Genomic DNA, 18,193 nt, shown 5'->3' on the forward strand with positions numbered 1-18,193 from the left:
CGGGCGGTCGAGGGGGGCGTAGCCGTCCGGGCGCGGCCCGCCCGGCCGTCCAGGGCGTTACTTGACGGCGATGGGATTCACCGGTGAGCCGACGGACCCGGTGATGGGCAGGGGCGCGGCGGTGAGCCAGAACGCGTACCGGCCGTCGGCCGCGCAGTGTGCGGCGAGGGCGTCGAGGTCCCACATCTCACCGATGAGCAGACCGATGTGGGGGATGCACACCTGGTGCAGCGGCTGGAAGGCGTGGTCGAACTCGTTGGGCCGCACCTCGAAGCCCCAGGTGTCGGTGGCGATCCCGGCGATCTCGCTCCGGTGCAGCCAGCCGGCCGTACTGAAGCTCAGCCCCGGAGCCGGTCCGCCCGCATAGTCGCCCCAGCCTTCGCGACGGGCGCGGGCCAGCCGCCCGGTGCGCACGAGGGCCAGGTCGCCACGGCCGACGGTCACGCCGTGCGCCTCGGCTGTCGCGGTCAGGTGGTCCTCGGTGATGGCGAAGCCGTCGGGCAGTTCGCCGTCCTGGCCGATGACCAGGCCCACGTCGAGGAGGACGCCCCGCCCGGCGACGTGCGGAGCCATGTGCTCGATGCCGGTGACCAGGTCGCCTTCGCAGGTGACGACCTTCTCCGCCCGGCGGCCGTTCCACGCCTTGCCGTGATCGAAGATGTGCCCGAGCCCGTCCCATTGGGTGGAGCACTGCAGGGGCATGGCGATCACGTCGTCGGCGCCACCGAAACCGTGCGGGAAGCCCTGGCCGCCCAGGGCTGCGTCGGTGCCGGTGGCGAGCATGGTGTGCACCGGATTGGTACGCCGCCGCCAGCCCTTCTGCGGGCCGTCCATGTCGAAGGCCTGTGACAAGGAGAAGCTGACACCGTCGCGGATCAGGGCCGCGCCCTCGCGGCGCTTGGCCTCGTCGAGGAAGTTGAGCGTGCCGAGCACGTCGTCCTCGCCCCAGCGGCCCCAGTTCGAGTACGCCTTCGCGGCCTCGGCGATCGCCGCCTCGGGATCCGTACGGTCGATGCCGTCGACACGGTCGGCGCTCATCGGGCCTCCTCCGCGACACAGCGGGTGCGCTGGGCGCCGAGCCCGGTGACCGACCCGTCCATCACGTCGCCGTCGCGCAGCAGCCGGCCCCAGTGGATGCCGTTGCCGGCCGGACTGCCGGTCAGAACCAGGTCGCCGGGGAGCAGTCGGGCGGTCTGGGAGATGTATGAGACCAACCGTGCGACACCGAAGATCATGTCCTTGGTGGACTCGTCCTGCATGGTCTCGCCGTTGAGTTTCAGGGTGACCTGCAGGTCGGACGGGTCGGCGATGGAGCCGGCCGGCACGATCCACGGGCCGAGCGGGGTGAAACCGGGGGCGTTCTTGCTGCGCAGCCAGTCGGTGCCGATCGGGGGCATGTCCCGGCGGAAGACACTCGCTCGGTCGGTCAGGTCGTTGGCGATGGTGTAGCCCGCGACGTACTCCAGCGCCTCCTCCACGGTGACCCGGTAGGCGGGGCGGGAGATCACGGCGGCCAGTTCCAGCTCCCAGTCGGGCTTCTCGGCCCAGGCGGGCAGCACCACGTCGTCGTAGGGGCCGCTGATCGTGGTCGGCAGGCCGATGAAGACGTACGGGAGGTCCTCGGCGGCCCGCTTGTCCATGACCGCCGCGACCGCGGCGCGAGCCTCCTCGACGGTGCCCGGGGCGTCCGGGGCACGGTGTGCGACCGCCAGGTCGATCACGTGCTGCCGGTAGTTGGCGCCGGACTGGAAGATCTGCCGGGGCTCGACGGGCGCGTGCACCGTCATCTCCGCCAGCGGCCGCCAGTCGCGCGTCGGGTCCCCGGCGAGAGTGTGCAGCCGCGGCAGCTCCTCGTCCCAGCGCTCCAGGAGCGTGAGCGTGGTCAACGCGGGTGCGTCCAGTGCCGTGCGCAGATCGAGCGCTCGGCCCTCTGGCGACACGAGGCTCGGGAACCTGGTCCCGCCTGGTGCCGAGAGGGTGCCAATGGCGAACGGCCCGGAGAAGGGGGTGAAGGGTGCCGACGGGGCTGCGGATGTCACGGAGATTTCCTCCCGATTGCGGTGCCACTAATCTGGCCCGGTAGATTGCAATCAGGGAAATCGATTTCCTGTATACGAGAATCCAGCCGGTGAATACCGATGGGCCCGGCTCCGGAATTGGGATGCTTCGTGAACTTGGCCAGCCTGGACCTCAACCTCGTCGTTGCCCTGCGCGCCCTCCTGCAGGAGCGCAACGTCACCAGGGCCGGCCAGCGCATCGGGCTCAGTCAACCCGCGATGAGCGCGGCCCTGGCCCGGCTGCGCCGCCACTTCGACGACGACCTGCTCGCGCGGGTGGGCGGAGGGTACGAACTGACCGCCCTCGGGCGGGCCCTCCTCGACCGGACCACCACCGCGTGCGACCTGTTGGAGCGCGTCTTCGCCAGTCAGGCGGAATTCGACCCCTCCCGCGAGGAACACGAGTTCACGCTGATCGCCTCGGATTACGCGGTGGCCGTCTTCGGCACCGAACTCGCCCGCACCATCCAGGCCGAGGCACCGGGTATCCGGCTCAGGTTCAAACAGGTACCGAACGAAATCATCGACGACACCGGGTCGCTGCTCAGCACTGTGGACGGGCTACTGCTGCCCCACGGCATCATTCGCGGCTTCCCAGTGGTCGAGCTCTACCAGGACAGCTGGGTCTTCCTCGTCGCGGACGACAACTCCGAGGTCGGTGAGCAGCTCACCCTCGACGACCTGGCCCGACTGCCGTGGGTGATGTACCAGCGGGCCTACGACGCCCCCGCCGCCCGCCAGATCGCCATGCTCGGCATCGAGCCGCGCGTGGCGGTCTCCGTCGACAGTTTCCAGCTGATGCCACTCCTGGTGGCGGGCACCCGCCGGGTAGCTCTCCTTCAGAGGCGTCTCGCCGACGAGCTGGTCGGGCTCGCACACGTCCGCATCATGGAACCGCCCTATGACGCCGTGCCGATCCAGCAGGCCTTGTGGTGGCATCCGGTCCACATGCACGACGCGGCGCACATGTGGCTGCGGGAGACGATGGCCCGGGTCGCCGAGATGATGGAGGCCGGTCGGCCTACGATCTCCTGTCCGCCCAAATGAGGGTGGGGCTTTGTGCTGCATCGGCAAAACACACCGCCGAGCCACGGCCGACGCCGAATGGCGGCCGCCGCGTGGAGCCGGTTTGAGTAGTTGCTGCTGCTCTGGCTGGAAAGGTTCGCCGGCCCGGCCCGTACCAGCGGTGACCATCGCTGCTTGAGCTGCGTGTATCGGGTACGGGGGGAGTGGACGGTCCATGGCTTCGTGGACCTGCCACCGAGCCGACAGATGGAGGGCACTTCGGTCCGTCCGTATCCGGCCTGGCCTCGACAGCGCACACGTGGTCGAGCGTCAGGCCGGCCGGTCAGCGCAGGAGTCTGCGGATGATGGTGGTGGCGGCGCTGATGTCGGTGGGCTGCCCGGTGAGGAGCTCGCGGTAATAGAAGGACTCGGCGACCCGGACGACGGCGTAGGCGAGGGTCGGGGCGTCGATGTCGTCGGGTTCGCCGATCTCGGACTGGATGAGCCGGCTGACGGTCTCGACTATGCGGTCCTGGATGACGCCGTCACGCGAGGTCATCACCCGTAGTGCGGTGTCGGGGTGGTCGGCGACGAACCGACGCATGGCCGGCAGTTGTGCGCTGGTGGTCAGCATGGCGTGAACGAGGTCGGCGACCTTGTCGGCGCCTTGCCCGCGGCTCCGTGGGTAGATCTGGGCGAACTCGGTTGTGGCGATCGCCCAGATCGCCTCGCCGATCAGGCGGTCGCGATCGCCGTAACGCCGATACAGGGTGGCGCGGCCGATGCCGGCCTCGGCAGCCAGCGCCCGTGCGTCGATCCAGCCGTCCCGCAGGAACATCGCGACCGCAGCACGCAGCACCGGCTCGTCCGGGGGCAGCGGAGGCGGAACCTCTTGCGCTTGAGACATCACTGTCCTAGTGTCTCACTTTATCTGACGAGACACATGCGTATCGGTGTCTCACTTTTGGGGAGTTGCCGTGGCCACAGTGAGGCGGACAATGCCGTTCGCGATCTATGTCGTGATATTCGCGGCCCTTGCACTTCAGAGCGACCTCACGGGGTTCATGGTCTGCAACCTGCTTGTGCAACTGGCCGTCTTCGTCGTGGGTGCGTGTCTGCCGGCCCACCGCACCGGGTTCATGTCCTACGTGGATGTGGCCTGGCCGTGGGGCCTCGCCCTGGTCGGGGTGCAGGTCCTGGCGTTCGGCGGCCTGGATTCGCCTGTGGCTGTCGCGACTGCGGCGATCTACCTGCTGATGGGCATGCGTATGGGCGCCTGGGCGCTGCGGTTCATGGTGTTCAAGCGGTTGCCCGGAGAGTTGCCGCGGTACCAGTATCAGCGGCGCCGCTGGGAGCGAGACGGGTTCCGCAACGAGAAGGTGTCGCTCCAAGTCGAGATCATGGTCCAGTGCGGCGCCAACATCGCCGTGCTCGCGGTTCCGGCCGCGCTCGCCACCGTGCGCCCGGCCGGCCTCGATGTCGTGAGTGTCGCGGCGATCGCGCTGTGGGCGGTGTTCTGGGTCTTCGAATCGGTGGCGGACCTGCAGAAGGCCCGTTTCGCCGACCGCACCCGACGAGACGGTGCGCGCCGCACCTGCGACGTCGGGCTGTGGCGCTACAGCCGTCACCCCAACTACTTCGGTCAGTGGATGCAGTGGAGCAGTCTCATCCTGTTGTCGCTGCCAGTGCTGATCGACCGCTGGCCACACCATCACATCGTCTTCGGCCTGCTCACAGCCCTCGCCCTGGCCTGGATCTCCTGGACCACCTACAACATGCTCGTGCACTACACCGGTGCCGTTCCTGCGGAGTATTTCAGCCGGCAACGACGCCCCGACTACATCCGCTATCAGCGCGTCACCAACCGGTTTTTTCCCGGGCCCCGACGGATCACTCATCAGTGAGCCCTTCCTAGTGCCCCATCGGTGACGAGGCAGAGCGGCGGCACGGGCGCCGTGTGCCGGGCGCGCCAGCATCCTCGCGCTCTCGACCGGTGAGCCACCGGCCCTCGAGTCAGACCTCTGGCGAGCCGGGGTCCTCGGTGAGGGTGTTCCGCCCACAGCGATTCTCGACCGCACCCTGCACCGCTTCCGGCTCGCCTCCATCAATGGCAGCAGCCAACAGCTCAACAACCGCCTCCAGGCCATCGAACGGGACACCGGCGCGGCCTGATCGGTACGGCCCGGAACATACCCTGCTGACAAGGGAGTTGACATTCATCACAAGATCACCGGCCAAGGGTGACTACCCGGTGTCACCACCGACTACGGGCCAGAGCCGTTCGTTCTACAGTCCCGCAGGCGAAGATCACCGGTGTGGTGAGGTGAGGACGCCGCGCGAGAGAGCGACGGTGACGGCTGCGGTGCGGTCGTTGACACCCAGTTTGACGAACGTTCGCAGCAGGTGCGTCTTCACCGTCGCTTCGCCGATGTACAGCTGCCGACCGATCTCGCTGTTGGACAGACCCCGCGCGACGAGGCCGAGTACCTGAACCTCGCGTGGGGTCAGCTGCTCCCCGGCCGGCGCCTGAAGGCGAGTCACCAGCCGTGCGGCCACCGGCGGGGCGAGGACGGTTTCACCGCGGGCTGCCGCCCGGATCGCGTCGGTCAGAGTACCGATCGGGGTGTCCTTGAGCAGGTATCCGGTGGCGCCGGCCTCGATCGCCGGCAGGATGTCGGCGTCACCTTCGTAGGTGGTCAGCACGAGCACGCGAATGCCGGGGTGCTCCTGACGGATGCGCGCCGTTGCGGTGGCGCCATCGGTACCCGGCATCCGCAGGTCCATCAGGACGACATCCGGGCGCGTCGTGGAGGCAAGGACGATCGCCTCGTCGCCGGAGCCGGCCTCGCCGACGACCCGCAGGTCCTCGTAGGCCTCGAGCATGCCGCGGAGGCCGAAGCGTACGACGGGATGGTCATCGACAATCAGGATGTGGACAGTCATCGAGCCGGTTCCGCCCGCTCAGTTGTCGGGTGTGGAGCTGAAATCAAGTACAGGCTGCAGGCTACGCGCCGTCTGCGCGGCCGGGGCCGGCGGCAGCTCGACCCGCACCGTGGTGCCCTGGCCGGGAGCCGATCGCACCGTGCAGGTTCCGCCGAAGCTGGAGGCGCGGGTGCGCATGCCCAGCAGGCCGTATCCACCCCGGACGGTGGCCGGGTCGAAGCCCTGGCCGTCATCGGTCACGGCCAGCGCCATGAGGCCGGAATCGTGGCGTAGCTCGATCCGCACCGTCGTGGCGGCGGCGTGCTTGCCGACGTTGGCCAGGGCCTCCTGCGCGGTGCGCAGCAGGGCGATGTCGGTGCCGGTGGATGTGCCGGACCGCTCGCCGACGATCGAGACCTCGACGCGCGTACCCGTGTCGCGAGTATGCCGGGCGGCGAGCCGGTCCAGCGCATCCGCGAGCCCGCGCCCGGTCAGGTCGACCGGGGCCGAAGCGGCGATCAGCGAGCGTGCCTCCGCGAGGTTCTCGCGGGCGGTCTTCTCCAGGATGTCGAGCTGGCCGTCGGCGGCCGTCGGATCACGGAGCAGGGTCGTCCGTGCGACCTGAGCGAGCATGAGGATGCTGGTGAAGCCCTGCGCCAGGGTGTCGTGGATCTCGGCAGCCAGGCGTTCACGTTCGGCATGGACGCCTGCCTCGTGGCCCGCGCGTTCCAATGCGGCCCGCGTCAGGGTCAGTTCCTCGATCAGCGCGGCCCGCTTGCGGTTCTGCTCGCGGATGCCGGTCAGATAGGCGCCCACGAGGATCGTCACGGTCATGGGTACCAGAACGGTCACGCCGACCATCGCCAGCGTGTAGCGGCTGACTCCGACCCGCGCCACCATGGCCCAGGCGAGCTCGGCGTAGAGAACCAACAACAACGGTAGGCGTACCCGCCACCTCGCGACCATCACGAACAGCTGTGGGCAGAGCGCGAACAGCAATGCGCCAGCGATCGGGGCGATGGCGAGCAGAAGCGGGAACGCGACCGCCAGGACGGCGAAATAGGCCGCACCCCAACGCTCGTCGCGGTTTTCCATGGCCCGCGGAGCGACCAAGGCGTAGCAGGCGACGATGACAGCGAGCGTACCGAGGGCCAGCAGGCGTTGTCCGAGCGCCACGGAGACGTCGGCCGCTATGGCGACGGCAAGAGGTATCGCGACGGCGCCGACGAGGACATGCCATCCGACGCGGTAGCGGTAGCCGAAGTCGACGGTGCTGCGCACTGCCACGCCCTGCCCACCTTCGCCCACGGAGATTGGCCGCCAGTTTACGGGCGCCCACGTCCACAGTGGCCGACTCGGCGCCGAGGAACGTCCACGCACCAGTGGAGCCGTGCGTACGTCGATCGGTTGACAACGGGGTCCAACCAAGCGTTGTCGCCGCCGCGCCTCAGAACCGTCACGCTCGTTGTCGAGAACTTCGGCTCCACACCTGGAGGTACCCCATGAAGAAGAACTGGTTCGTCCTCGGCCTGGGCGCACTGCTGGCCTTTATCGGCGTGGGCTGGACGTTGCAGGGACTCGACGTCATGAAGGGCTCGGCGATGAGCGGCGTGACGTTGTGGGCGGTCGTCGGGCCGATCGTGGCGATCGTCGGTCTCGTCGTGCTGGGTGTCGGCTTCGCCCGGCTACGCCGGGTGAGCCGATAAGCGCAGATCAGATGTCCGGTATCGATATAAAGACTCAGATGACAGATCGGCCGACACCGGGAAGACCGCCCAAGCAGTGGTACGGCGAGCTTGCCGGCGTCGCGGCCACCGCACTCGCCCTGGGCCTCGGTGAGCTGGTGGCAGCCGCGACGGGCGGGCCCTCAGCACCCCTCGTGGCGGTGGGTGGCGTCGCCGTGGACGCCGCGCCGACCCCGGTCAAGGAGTTCGCCGTCGCGGTGTTCTACACGTACGACAAGCTGGCGCTGCAGGCGGGAATCGTGCTGGTCTTGGCGGTGTTCGCCGCGTTCATCGGTGTGCTGGCCATGCGCCGGCTCTGGTACGGGCTGGCCGGCGTCGCTGTGTTCGGGATGATCGGCGTACTCGCGTCAGCCACCCGGCCCAGCGCCACGTGGGCGTACCCGCTGCCGACAGTGGCCGGTGCACTGGCCGCTGCCGGCCTCTTGGTGCTGTTGCGCCGCACCCTGCCGCGCCGTGCCGCGGTATCGGCGCAGGACCTGGGGGACGACACCGGCCCAGATACGGACGTGGCGGCACCGGGAACCCACACCCCCCTGCAGGGGGCCAGTTCACGGTCGTCGGACACCGGCATCTCGGAGGTGGACGGCGCGGGACGACCGCCGGGCCGACGACGGTTTCTCGCGCTGGCGGTCGGGGCGATCGGCGCGGCCGCGGTGGCCGTACCGGGCGGACGTCGGCTGTGGGCACAGCGTGTGGCCGCGGCCCGGGCCGCGGTGGTTCTTCCGTCGCCGTCGAGCCCGGCAGCGCCATTGCCCGCCAAGGTCTCCGTCGGCGTGCCCGGAGTGGAGCCGTTCGTGACCAGTACCTCCAACTTTTACCGGATCGACACCGCTTTGACGGTGCCACAGATGGAACCCAAGGACTGGCGGCTGAGGATTCATGGCCGGGTGAAACGGCCGCTGACGCTGACGTACGAGCAATTGCTGACACGGCCGTTGGTGGAGCGCTACATCACGCTGGCGTGCGTGTCCAATGAGGTCGGTGGCGAGTTGGTCGGCAACGCGCGGTGGTTGGGGGTACCGATCAAAGATCTGCTGGATGAAGTCGAGCCGGATGACCGGGCGGATCAGGTGGTGAGCCGTTCCGTGGACGGCTACACGGCCGGTACACCGACGGCGGCGTTGCGCGACGGACGCGACGCGTTGCTGGCGGTCGGGATGAACGGGGAGCCACTGCCGGTCGAGCACGGATTTCCGGTCCGGATGGTGGTGCCCGGGCTGTACGGATACGTATCGGCGACGAAGTGGCTGACGGAGCTGGAACTGAGTCGTTTCTCGGACTTCAGCGCTTATTGGGTACGGCGGGATTACGCGGCGCTGGCTCCGGTGAAGACACAGTCGCGGATCGACACACCGGCTGCGGGCAAGCGTCTGAAACAGGGTCTGGTGATGGTGGCCGGGGTGGCGTGGGCGCAACATCGTGGGGTGTCCGCGGTAGAGGTCCGCGTGGATGACGGCCCGTGGCAGCAGGCACAGCTCGCGGCCGTGCCGTCGGCGGACACGTGGCGGCAGTGGAGCTGGCCGTGGCAGGCGACGCCCGGCGAGCATCGGCTGCAAGTACGCGCCACCGACAACACCGGCCAGGTGCAGACAGGACAGGTGCACAAGCCTTCGCCCGACGGGGCGACCGGCCGGCACACGATCAAGGTCACGGTTGCCTGAGCATTTCCCGCCGGGCGGGGGTTCGGTTCCCGCCTGAAGACTCGAATCTTCAAAGGGCTGCGGCTGTCGGCGCGGTGGGCGACCGGGCTGCTGATGGCGCCGCTCGTACTCACCGGACACCGAGGTGGCCCGCCGGCGGATGATCTTGAGGTCGGACAACCGCTCGCTACCAGCACGAGTAGGAGATCCACAGCGGCTCGCGAGCCTGCCCCCGACCTGGTCGGCACCGAGTACGGGCGCAAGGTGCCGCTGCCCGAGCACACCTGGCAGGAGGCTGGCTGGTGCCTCATGTTCGGGGCGATCCCGCGCATTCCCGGCAAGCGAGGTGACCCGTCGAGCAGGACGATCGGCATCCACCCGCGATGTGGTTGGACGGCGAATCGAGCGTTGTGCTCGACGCGGTCAGGAGGAAGGGAGGGAAGTGCGGCGATCTCGCCGTCGAGCCTGGGCCGGGGTCGGGCGCCCGCGCAGGGCAGCGGAGGCGCCCGCCTGCGCGTCGCGGTCCGGCGGCCCCGGCCCTCCCTCACATACCGATCCGCGCCGCGATGACCGGTGCCAGCCGGTCCGCGATGACGCGGTGCCCCTGGTCGTTGGGGTGGACCGAGTCCGTCAGGTCGCCCGAACCCAGCCAGCCGGTGGTGTCGACGAAGGAGACCCGGGAGTCGCCACCGTCGACGGCCGCCTTGACCGCCGCCTGGGTCTGCGGGACGTACCGGCCGCGGAAGGTCTGCAACGCGAAGATCCACGCCTGTGGGTACGCGGCGCGGACCTCCCGCAGCAGGCTGGTGTACGCCGTCTGGAACTGCGCGGAGCTGACCGCGTGGCCCACGTCGTTGGTGCCGAGGTTGATGACGACCGCGTTCGCCTGGTAGCGGGAGAAGTCCCAGTCGGGGGTGGCCGCGTTCGGGTTGAGCTTGGTGAACTGCCGCTCCAGGCCGACGCATCCGTCCGCCGCGGCGACCAGACAGGCGCCGCCTTGGGCGATCTGGGTGTGCTCGGTGCCGAGCCGTTCCCCGATCAGCCAGCCGTACGCGGTGCGGGCGTTCTGCGACGACGTCGTCCCCACCGTGATCGAGTCGCCGACGAACTCGATCAGCTTGCCGGGCGCCTGCGGTGCGAACGTGGTGGCGCCACTGTCGAGGACCAGTCCCTGAAAGACGGCGTCACCCCGGTAGGAACCGGCGACCACCTGGTAGTTGACCTGGAGGGTGTGGTTGCCGGCGGACAGCGGGGAGGGGGTCAGGTTCACGGTTCCCTTGACGTCGTCGTAGAACTTCACCGGGCCGTTGTCGATCCTCGCCCAGAAGTCGATCGTTCCGCGCTGCTTGAGCTGGACGGTCCGGCCGGTGAAGCCGACCCTGTAGTAGGCGCCCGCCCAGTACGGGGTGTAGGCGGTGGAGGTCTTGGTGTCCCAGCGGCCCACGAACTTGATGTTGGGGTCGCCGGGTTGGCCGGGAGCGGCCGCCAGGGTGGATGTGGGGCTGCCGAGTCGGGCGGCGATGACGGGGGCGAGGCGGTTCGCGAACTTGGTGTGGCCGGCCTCGTTGGGATGCCCGTTGCCGTCCTCGTAGTCGGTGCCGTCGGTCAGCCAGCCCGTGGTGTCGACGTAGTGCACCCTGCTGTCACCGGCGTTGGTGCGGGAGGTGACGGCTGCCCTGGTCTCGGTGACGTAGCGCTTCTTGAGCGTCTGCACGGCGAAGAGCTGCGCGTTCGGGTAGGTGGCGCGCAGGTCGGCGAGGAGCTTGGTGTAGGCCGACTGGAAAGAGGCGCCGGTCACTCCGTGGCCGATGTCGTTGGTCCCCAGATTGATGACGACGGCGTCCGCCCGGTAGCGGGAGAAGTCCCAGTTCTGGTCGCCCGTGCTCGCCGTCCTGAAGAACTGCGTGCTCAGGCCCGTGCATCCGGACTGGGCGACGAGGCAGTAGCCGGACCGGGCGATCTGGGTGTGGCGCGCCCCCAGTTGCTCGCCGGTCTTCCAGGCGTACGAGTCCAGTGCGAGCCGGTCCGTGAGCGCGCCGGCGGTGATGGAGTCGCCGACGAACTCGACGAGCCGGGACGGGGCGTTCGGCGCGACCGTGCGCGCACCGGGGTCCAGCACCAGGCCCTGGAAGACGGTGTCGCCGGAACGGTACGAAATGCGCAGGGTGTGGGTACCGGCGGACAACGGCTGGGGAGTGAGGTCCACCGTGCCGCGCACGCCGGGGTGGAAGACGTCGGGGCCGCCGTCGATGCTGGCGTACAGGTTGACCGCGTCTCTCGCCTTGACCTTCACCGTGGTGCCGGTGAAGGCCGTCTGCAGGTAGGCACCGGTCCAGGAGGGCACCGCCGCCGTGCCGGCGCTGGTGTCCCAGCGCCCGACGTAGACGATGTTGGGGTCGGAGACCGAGCCGTCACCTGGCGCGGCCTGGGCGGGGGAGCTCCCCGTCCAGGACAGCAGGCAGGCGACGAGAACGGCCGTGACGAGCGCAGGGAGGGTACGGGCGAGGTGGCGTAAGGAGGTGATATGGGGGGTGGCGTGGGGGGTGGTCTGCACAGGGGTCCCTTTCGGCGTGAGGTGGGAGCGCTCCCAGAAGCAGCCTTTCGAGAGAAGCAATGAAACGGTTCAGCGTCAAGGGTTCGCGTGAGGCAGGCAACTCACCGACAAGCAGGTCCGGCCCCAGTCCGCACGGATCAACACCAGTTGCTCTGAGCCTCGCTCTCGCCCGGGCCTGGAGCCAGTAGCTTCGCGGGGCCGCCGCGGAGAATGAGGGCGAGCGGCTCCGCGGCATCGTGTCCACCGCTCTCCGCTACTCGTGCGAAGCAGGAAAGGACCGCAGGGCGGGCCGGATCGAGCGCGGTCTGAACGGGAGGTAGCTCGAGTCGGTCGGAGTGTCAGTGGTCGCCGCCATACTCAGAAGACGTGCAACTGACTTTCAGGCGCATGTCCAGGAGTTCTCGACCGAGTAGGAACGAATTGACACCCGAGAGCGACGCGGTGCCCGACCGCGACCCGTACCTTCTGGCGCAGATGCGTGAGGCCTTCGGTCGCGTGGTCTACAGCCACAAGACCCATGAGAAGCAGGCGGACATCTGCTTCACCAAGCACCGGTGGCAGCAGGGCGTCCTCATTGCTCTCACCGCGATCGGCTCGGGCACCTTCCTCGCCGCGGTGGTCGGCCTGCTCGGCAACGCAGTGCTGACGAGCCTCGCGACGTCTTCTATCGCGCTCCTGGTCAGCTGGATGAGCCTTGGGACGAAGACCTTCAAGTTCGAGGAGGAGTCCGAGGCCCACCGCGGCATCGCCTCTCGGCTGTGGGACGTTCGGGAGTCCTACATCTCCCTCATCGCCGACCTGATGTCCGGCACCGTCTCCGGCGCGGAGGGCCGAGAGCGGCGGGACGAGCTGCAGCAGGCCGCACGCGACGCGTACGCCGACGCGCCCAGGACGAGCAGCAGGGCGTTCGCGCGCGCCCAGGGCGGGTTGCAGAACAACGAGGAGATGACGTTCACCTCGCGCGAGATCGACCTCTTCCTCCCGGAGGCGCTCCGGCTCGGCGAAGGCGAGGCATCACGATGAAGACCTCAGAGATCTTCGAAACGCTGCTCAAGAACCTGAAGGTCGGAGAGACGGCCACGACGGTCGCCTCACGCCGGGACGAGATCACGAAGGCGCTCAACAAGGACTTCCGCGACAAGGACGGCTGCACCGACTACAAGCTGATGGTCGGATCGTTCGGCCGGCACACCGCGATCAAGGGCGTGTCCGACCTCGACATGATCTTCATCCTCCCGCCCGGGATCCGGTCGAGCTACGACGGGGACACCGGCCCGCGGACGATTCTCGAGAGGGTTCGGGACGACCTCAAGGCGCGGTACAAGAACACGGAGATCCGCGTCGACCAGTGTGTCGTCCGAGTGCGGTTCACGTCCAACGCCTTCAAGTTCGAGGTCCAGCCGGCATTCGAGAACGCCGACGGCAGCTTCGACTACCCGGACACGAAGGCTGAGGGCTGGAAGGTCACCAAGCCGCGCGAGGAGATCGCCGCGACCAAGGAGTGCAAAGACCGCACCTCGACGAACATGCGCCACCTCGCCCGGATGGCACGGGCATGGAAGAACGCGAACGGCGTGAACATGGGCGGCCTGCTCATCGACACCCTCGTCTACAACTTCTTCGACCAGACCAACGACTACGACGCAGCGGGCACAGGCTCGTTCGACCTCATGGCCCGCGACTTCTTCGCATTCCTCAAAGATCAGCCAGAGCAGGAGTACTACCTGGCGCTGGGCAGCCAGCAGCGGGTCCACGTCAAGGCGAAGTTCCAGCCGAAGGCGAAGAAGGCGTACAACCGATGCCTCGAGGCGATCGCGGACGAAGGCAAGACGTCCGCCAACAAGAAGTGGCGCGAGGTCTTCGGCACGTCGGTGCCGTTGGCGAAGAGCGCGAGCGAGTCGTCCCGGTCGTTCAAGGACACCGAGGAGTTCATCGAGGACGAGTTCCCGGTCGACGTGTCCGAGACCGTGTCCATCGACTGCGAGGTCACGCAGGCCGGATGGCGTCCGACCTGGCTCCGCACGATGCGTCGCGGCGGGATCCTGCTCAAGGCCGACAAGAGTTTGAGGTTCGTGGTCACCAGTTGCTCGGTCGGGGAGCCCTACACGCTGAAGTGGAAGGTGCTCAATCGTGGTCCGGAGGCCGAGCGGCGGGACATGATCCGCGGCCAGATCGTCAACTCGAGCAAGCGGGGAGCCCGCATCGAGCACTCGGACTTCAAGGGCGAGCACGTCGTCGAGTGCTACGTCGTCAAGGACGGGGTCGTCGTCGCTCGGGACCGGATCGACGTGCCGGTCAGCAACACGAGCCTCAAGACGCCGAACGTCTCGTAGGGAACCGCTCCTCGGAGCGCGACGAGGCCCCGACGAATCTGCCGGCGTCTCGTCGCATCAGATCCATCCACCCGTAGAGTCAAAGCATGAGCGGTTATCTCGGTGCCATGTCCGAGTCCCTGCTTCACGACGAGATGGCCTTCGCGGGCAAGTGGTACGGCGTTCGCTGCGCTGCTGAGCTGCGCTCCGAGGATCCCGGCAGGTCCGCGGAGCAGATCGTCTGCCTGCTCCGCGACGAAGCAGATACCGCGGAAGCGGAGTTCCGGCAGCTTCGAGACCTCGGCTGAGGCTGGTTCTCCGTCGGACGCTCCCGGAGAATGGTGCCGTGGAACGGCAAATCGACTTCTCGCGCGACCGGCAGATGCTGTGCGGCGGCTGCGGCCGTCGCTTCGTCGTCGATCTGGACTGGATCAATCGGTGGGAGCAGGTGAAGGAGACCTGCCCCGGCTGCGGCACGGCTTGCGGGCACGAGGACTCGCCTCGGGTGACGCTCGACTCCGGCGACCCGGCGCTCGACGACGAGAGGGTCGCGCAGTTCTCCTGGTACCACACGAGCACGCAGCCGGACTGGCCGACGCGGGACTTCGACCCGGCAGCCGTCTTGGCTCCCGAGACCCGCAGGATGATGGGCGGAGAGCAGCGGGTTTCCGCGTGGGCCGCGCGCCAGCGGGCGAAGGCCCTCCACGTCGGTACGTACGAGGCCGCTGTCCACAACATGCTGCGTCGGATCCGGGACCAGGCCGACCAGCGCAGCCAGTTCTATCTGTATCGGGTCCGTCTGAAGCCATTCGTCGTGGTGCGGGAGGGGTGGCTCGTCGACCCCAGCAACTTCGTCGGCGACGTCGTGCTCTACGAGGTTTGCCCGCCAGGCGTCGACGTCGCCCGCTACCTGAACTACCACGAGGATCCGGGAGGGCTCTCGCTCGCGCTGGGGAGGGACGCGATCGCCAGCGTTCAGCGGATCGCTGTTCCTCTCCCCGACACCTGGGATGGCGGCTGGGTGCGCGATGCCGTCGCGGCCCTCGAGGGCGCGAACGGCACCGCCGTCCCGGCGACCGGCAAGCTGGCCCGCTTCATGCGGCCGCCATCGTCGCGAGCCGTCCTGGGCCGAGAGCTCGGTGCGTCCCTGGCTGGCAGACTGCCGGTCAACCTCCAGGACCAGTTCGCGTCGGCCGCGGCGTTCGCGGAGGGAGAGGATCCAGAGCAGTGGGCGCGACGGACCAGCGGCCTGTTCGATCTGATCGACGATCCGGCTCGCGTGCTGGCCGCGCTCGACCAGCAAGATCCCCGGGAGGTCTGAGAACGGCCTGTCCGCTCCTGAGGGGCAGGAAGCCCGGAAGTTCGCTGCGGTCTTCCAGGTTGACGCCGCCCTGAGTCGGGAGAGCGGGAGCAGGGGCTTTGGGGTTGGCTGCCGTCGCCGAGGAATCAGGTCGAGCTCTGCCGCCCTTGCCCGACCCGCAGTCGCCGCAGCCAACCGCTTGGTTTGAGGACCGTCTCGTAGACGGCCCGGAGTGTCGTCCGGGCGGACGGAACGCCCTCGCGTGGAGGTCGTGATGGAGTCCGTGGTGACCAAGCGCCTGGGCGCTCTGCCTGTCGCTGCCGAGTTTCTGCGTCGGCTGGACGTCGCGGGGATCGTCGACGGGCTGCGGCCACCGGATTCGCGGGCGGACCTGACGCACGGCCAGGTGATCGAGGTACTGATGGCGAACCGGCTGACCGCTCCCGCGCCGCTGTTCCGCGTCGGGGACTGGGCGTACTCGTGTGAGGCCGTCAAGGGTCTTGGTGGAGGCCGATGCGTGTCCCGGCTGGTGCATTGACGCATCTCATCGGTGTCTTGCGCGGGGCTTCGGCGATGCAACCGCAATGAAGTATCTCCAAGCGGCTCATCATCCGCACCGCTTTAAACAGGACCCAACACAGGCCTGACCAGCGCTGGTCTCCGGCGGCATGCCGCCGGAGAACACAGGACGATCAGACTGTCAGGTGCTTCGCGAGGTCGGTGAGGCTGCTGAAGATCGGAGTGTTGAACTCCTTGTCGAGATGGGAACGGTTGACCGCGGTGTCCCACGCCTTCTTATCCGTGACGACCACGTCGCAGTACGGAATCGCGATCGACAGCGCGGCTATGTCGCGCAGATCGTTGATCGTCCAGTTCCGGTGCACGTCCTTGAGATAGTGGAAGTGCATCATCGTGACGACCTTGCGGGACGGAAGCGCCATCAGGAAACTCGTGAGATCGTCCCGGCTGTGAAACGGACCCTGCTTCACGAAGCCGGCGCTCATGAGCGCGCGGGTGTAGTTGTCGATGATGTCGAAGCTGAGCTGGCGGGCGACGATGGCGTCCATCGATCGCTTAGCGATTTCCGGGACGGTGCGCAGTGTGTTGATCATGACGCTGAAACTGGCGAGCTGATCGTCCGCGACGCGCCGGGCTGCATAGGGGTCATAATCCGGGATCGCGGACCGAAGAGTCCCGGGTGGCCCCCTCAGGACCCAGTACTCGGTGGTCGCGTTCGCCGAGGCCTCGAACTCCGACACTGACATTCCCAGGCGGGTCTCCAGCTCTTGGCGGTTCTCCTCCGTGATTCCGTTCAGCACCATCCGCTTGGCCTCGCCGAACGCGAACCCTACGCCGATACCGAATTTCGTCACCTTCTTGGGGAAGGCGGGGCGGCCGAGCCAGCGGTTGAGCTCCAGCGCCAGTTCCTCATCGAGGATCTTAGACCCGGGTGCCATGGTCACGAACCTGGACAACAAGGCCATCGCGTCCGCCGCCCGCTCGCGGTGAGCGTCGCGGGGATTCTCGGTCAACTCCATGTAGTGCACGGTCGAGAGGGGAAATATGACCTCTCCCCGCTCGACATGGCCCTGGAACTGCTTCAGAGCCATGACGTGGTCGGGGTTCTGCGGGTTGCCCGCGAGTGCGTCTCCGAGGGCATACCAGTGGTTCAGGTCGAGATAGACCATCAGCGGAAGGGGTGTTGCCATGCCCGCGATGCTAGGTCGCCCAATCGCCTGATGCATCGGACTTTTCCCGTTGCGCGAAGCCCGTCTGGCAACGAGTGGATCAGCTGGTATGTCTCCATCTTGAAAACGGGAACCCGTTGGTCTCTTCGCCCTGAAGAGCTCCGACACCTCCGAGTTCGGCGCGACAGGGCCTCAGGAATCCGCGAACCCGTCGGCTTCCACGGCCGTCGCCGCGCTGGACGACCTTACCGGTGCTACCTACGGCCGGGCCAAGATCGATGTTCTGGTCACCCCCGAGCAGTGGGACGCCCTGGGCCGCATCGGCGCCCCAGGTAGCCTGGCCTCCGGTGCCCAGAAGGCCATGGCAGCCGGGGTCGCGTCTCTCGACCAGCTATGAGGCGGCAGAGCGCCCGTTACCTCGTCCCCGGAACCACGGCCAGGCGTACGCCAACCCTCGTGACTTTCTTGGCCCCCGCCCACGACGGCGGGCGACCTGGACTGGGTTATGACCGCTGGCCGGGCGCAGCGCGCACTGACGATCGCGGCGCGCCTCAAGGCCGCCTGATCCTCACGCAGTTCGCGCTCCGTGCCCGCTGCCCGGTGCGGTCGCGTTCGGTGAACTGCTCCCTGTCCCTGCCGAGGATCTCGTCCGTGCAGGTCAGGCTGCATGTCGGTACTCGTGGATGCCGCCGAGGCGGTCACGCCGGCGTATGTCGAGGTGGGTGAGCTGCTCCGAAGCGGTGATCGGTGGGGGCAGAGCGTGCAGTGGTCGGGCGCCTGCGCCGCCCAGGAGGCGGTCGGGTGCGCCGTCGCGCCCAGGACGCGGATGCGTCGGCCGACGTGCCCGATCACCGCGAACACGTACAGCCGCGTCCCGGACAGAGTGATGGTCTCGAAGAAGTCGCAGGCCAGCAGGGCATCGGCCTGGGAGCGCAGGAAGCCGGCCCAGGTCGTTACGCCGCGTTCGGGT

General features: G+C 68.0%; 16 protein-coding genes. 9 read left to right on the forward strand and 7 right to left on the reverse strand.

What is annotated here, in order from left to right; all coding sequences use genetic code 11:
- Positions 1–57 precede the first annotated feature (57 nt).
- Positions 58–1,038, reverse strand: coding sequence for a cyclase family protein (locus tag OHS82_RS35890; RefSeq protein ID WP_266719418.1), 981 nt, complete (start codon positions 1,036–1,038; stop codon positions 58–60).
- Positions 1,035–2,039: a fumarylacetoacetate hydrolase family protein gene (locus OHS82_RS35895; protein WP_266719415.1), complete on the reverse strand. Its 1,005-nt coding sequence runs from the start codon at positions 2,037–2,039 to the stop codon at positions 1,035–1,037. Before OHS82_RS35895 ends, OHS82_RS35890 begins: the two co-directional genes overlap by 4 nt.
- Positions 2,040–2,168: 129 nt before the next feature.
- Between OHS82_RS35895 and OHS82_RS35900 the strand changes: the two genes are divergently transcribed.
- Complete coding sequence (locus OHS82_RS35900) at positions 2,169–3,104, forward strand: LysR family transcriptional regulator (RefSeq protein WP_266719413.1); 936 nt, start codon at positions 2,169–2,171, stop codon at positions 3,102–3,104.
- A 301-nt stretch (positions 3,105–3,405) separates the two neighbouring features.
- Here the strand turns inward: OHS82_RS35900 and OHS82_RS35905 are convergent, their stop codons facing one another.
- Positions 3,406–3,969 (reverse strand): QsdR family transcriptional regulator, encoded by a 564-nt coding sequence (locus tag OHS82_RS35905; RefSeq protein WP_266719410.1) that lies wholly within the window; start codon positions 3,967–3,969, stop codon positions 3,406–3,408.
- A gap of 91 nt (positions 3,970–4,060) precedes the next feature.
- On the opposite strand from OHS82_RS35905, the gene OHS82_RS35910 reads away from it, so the two are divergent.
- Positions 4,061–4,966 (forward strand): DUF1295 domain-containing protein, encoded by a 906-nt coding sequence (locus tag OHS82_RS35910; protein ID WP_328435263.1) that lies wholly within the window; start codon positions 4,061–4,063, stop codon positions 4,964–4,966.
- Positions 4,967–5,369: 403 nt separating this feature from the next.
- On the opposite strand, the gene OHS82_RS35915 is transcribed toward OHS82_RS35910, so the two are convergent.
- Both OHS82_RS35915 and OHS82_RS35920 read right to left on the reverse strand, forming a co-directional pair.
- The gene (locus OHS82_RS35915) at positions 5,370–6,005 is read right to left on the reverse strand and encodes a response regulator transcription factor (RefSeq protein WP_075662383.1); all 636 of its coding nucleotides are present in this window, start codon (positions 6,003–6,005) and stop codon (positions 5,370–5,372) included.
- Positions 6,006–6,023: 18 nt separating this feature from the next.
- Complete coding sequence (locus OHS82_RS35920; protein ID WP_266719402.1) at positions 6,024–7,271, reverse strand: sensor histidine kinase; 1,248 nt, start codon at positions 7,269–7,271, stop codon at positions 6,024–6,026.
- A 215-nt stretch (positions 7,272–7,486) separates the two neighbouring features.
- On the opposite strand from OHS82_RS35920, the gene OHS82_RS35925 reads away from it, so the two are divergent.
- Positions 7,487–7,690 carry a hypothetical protein gene (locus OHS82_RS35925; RefSeq protein ID WP_266719400.1) on the forward strand — a complete coding sequence of 68 codons (204 nt, stop codon included), beginning with the start codon at positions 7,487–7,489 and terminating at the stop codon, positions 7,688–7,690.
- Between the two features lie 11 nt (positions 7,691–7,701).
- Positions 7,702–9,390, forward strand: a complete 1,689-nt coding sequence (locus tag OHS82_RS35930) for a molybdopterin-dependent oxidoreductase (RefSeq protein ID WP_266719398.1) — start codon at positions 7,702–7,704, stop codon at positions 9,388–9,390.
- A gap of 523 nt (positions 9,391–9,913) precedes the next feature.
- On the opposite strand, the gene OHS82_RS35935 is transcribed toward OHS82_RS35930, so the two are convergent.
- On the reverse strand, positions 9,914–11,923 hold the full coding sequence (locus OHS82_RS35935; protein WP_328435264.1) for a GDSL-type esterase/lipase family protein: 2,010 nt from the start codon (positions 11,921–11,923) through the stop codon (positions 9,914–9,916).
- 420 nt (positions 11,924–12,343) lie between these two features.
- Here OHS82_RS35935 and OHS82_RS35940 point away from each other — a divergent pair, with 420 nt between their 5' ends.
- The 5 genes from OHS82_RS35940 to OHS82_RS35960 all read left to right on the forward strand — a co-directional run bounded on the left by OHS82_RS35940 (position 12,344) and on the right by OHS82_RS35960 (position 16,073).
- The gene (locus tag OHS82_RS35940; RefSeq protein WP_328435265.1) at positions 12,344–12,946 is read left to right on the forward strand and encodes an SLATT domain-containing protein; all 603 of its coding nucleotides are present in this window, start codon (positions 12,344–12,346) and stop codon (positions 12,944–12,946) included.
- Positions 12,943–14,256, forward strand: coding sequence for a nucleotide-binding domain-containing protein (locus OHS82_RS35945; RefSeq protein ID WP_328435266.1), 1,314 nt, complete (start codon positions 12,943–12,945; stop codon positions 14,254–14,256). The genes OHS82_RS35940 and OHS82_RS35945 overlap by 4 nt, the downstream gene beginning before the upstream one ends.
- A gap of 86 nt (positions 14,257–14,342) precedes the next feature.
- A complete protein-coding gene (locus tag OHS82_RS35950) occupies positions 14,343–14,543 on the forward strand; it encodes a hypothetical protein (RefSeq protein WP_328435267.1) in 201 nt (66 codons plus the stop codon).
- A gap of 38 nt (positions 14,544–14,581) precedes the next feature.
- Positions 14,582–15,556, forward strand: coding sequence for a hypothetical protein (locus OHS82_RS35955; RefSeq protein ID WP_328435268.1), 975 nt, complete (start codon positions 14,582–14,584; stop codon positions 15,554–15,556).
- Positions 15,557–15,821: 265 nt separating this feature from the next.
- Complete coding sequence (locus tag OHS82_RS35960) at positions 15,822–16,073, forward strand: DUF4277 domain-containing protein (protein WP_328435269.1); 252 nt, start codon at positions 15,822–15,824, stop codon at positions 16,071–16,073.
- A gap of 154 nt (positions 16,074–16,227) precedes the next feature.
- On the opposite strand, the gene OHS82_RS35965 is transcribed toward OHS82_RS35960, so the two are convergent.
- Positions 16,228–17,244: a hypothetical protein gene (locus tag OHS82_RS35965; protein WP_328435271.1), complete on the reverse strand. Its 1,017-nt coding sequence runs from the start codon at positions 17,242–17,244 to the stop codon at positions 16,228–16,230.
- Positions 17,245–18,193: the final 949 nt, after the last annotated feature.

Origin of the sequence: Streptomyces sp. NBC_00425 (genome assembly GCF_036030735.1) — a bacterium.
Lineage (GTDB): Bacteria > Actinomycetota > Actinomycetes > Streptomycetales > Streptomycetaceae > Streptomyces.

What these genes read in the sequence shown, in the direction of transcription:
- OHS82_RS35890 (WP_266719418.1), bottom strand. Translation starts at nt 1,038, where the DNA reads ATGAGCGCCGACCGTGTCGACGGCATCGACCGTACGGATCCCGAGGCG.
- OHS82_RS35905 (WP_266719410.1), bottom strand. Translation starts at nt 3,969, where the DNA reads ATGTCTCAAGCGCAAGAGGTTCCGCCTCCGCTGCCCCCGGACGAGCCG.
- OHS82_RS35910 (WP_328435263.1), top strand. Translation starts at nt 4,061, where the DNA reads ATGCCGTTCGCGATCTATGTCGTGATATTCGCGGCCCTTGCACTTCAG.
- OHS82_RS35915 (WP_075662383.1), bottom strand. Translation starts at nt 6,005, where the DNA reads ATGACTGTCCACATCCTGATTGTCGATGACCATCCCGTCGTACGCTTC.
- OHS82_RS35925 (WP_266719400.1), top strand. Translation starts at nt 7,487, where the DNA reads ATGAAGAAGAACTGGTTCGTCCTCGGCCTGGGCGCACTGCTGGCCTTT.
- OHS82_RS35930 (WP_266719398.1), top strand. Translation starts at nt 7,702, where the DNA reads ATGTCCGGTATCGATATAAAGACTCAGATGACAGATCGGCCGACACCG.
- OHS82_RS35945 (WP_328435266.1), top strand. Translation starts at nt 12,943, where the DNA reads ATGAAGACCTCAGAGATCTTCGAAACGCTGCTCAAGAACCTGAAGGTC.
- OHS82_RS35950 (WP_328435267.1), top strand. Translation starts at nt 14,343, where the DNA reads ATGAGCGGTTATCTCGGTGCCATGTCCGAGTCCCTGCTTCACGACGAG.
- OHS82_RS35965 (WP_328435271.1), bottom strand. Translation starts at nt 17,244, where the DNA reads ATGGCAACACCCCTTCCGCTGATGGTCTATCTCGACCTGAACCACTGG.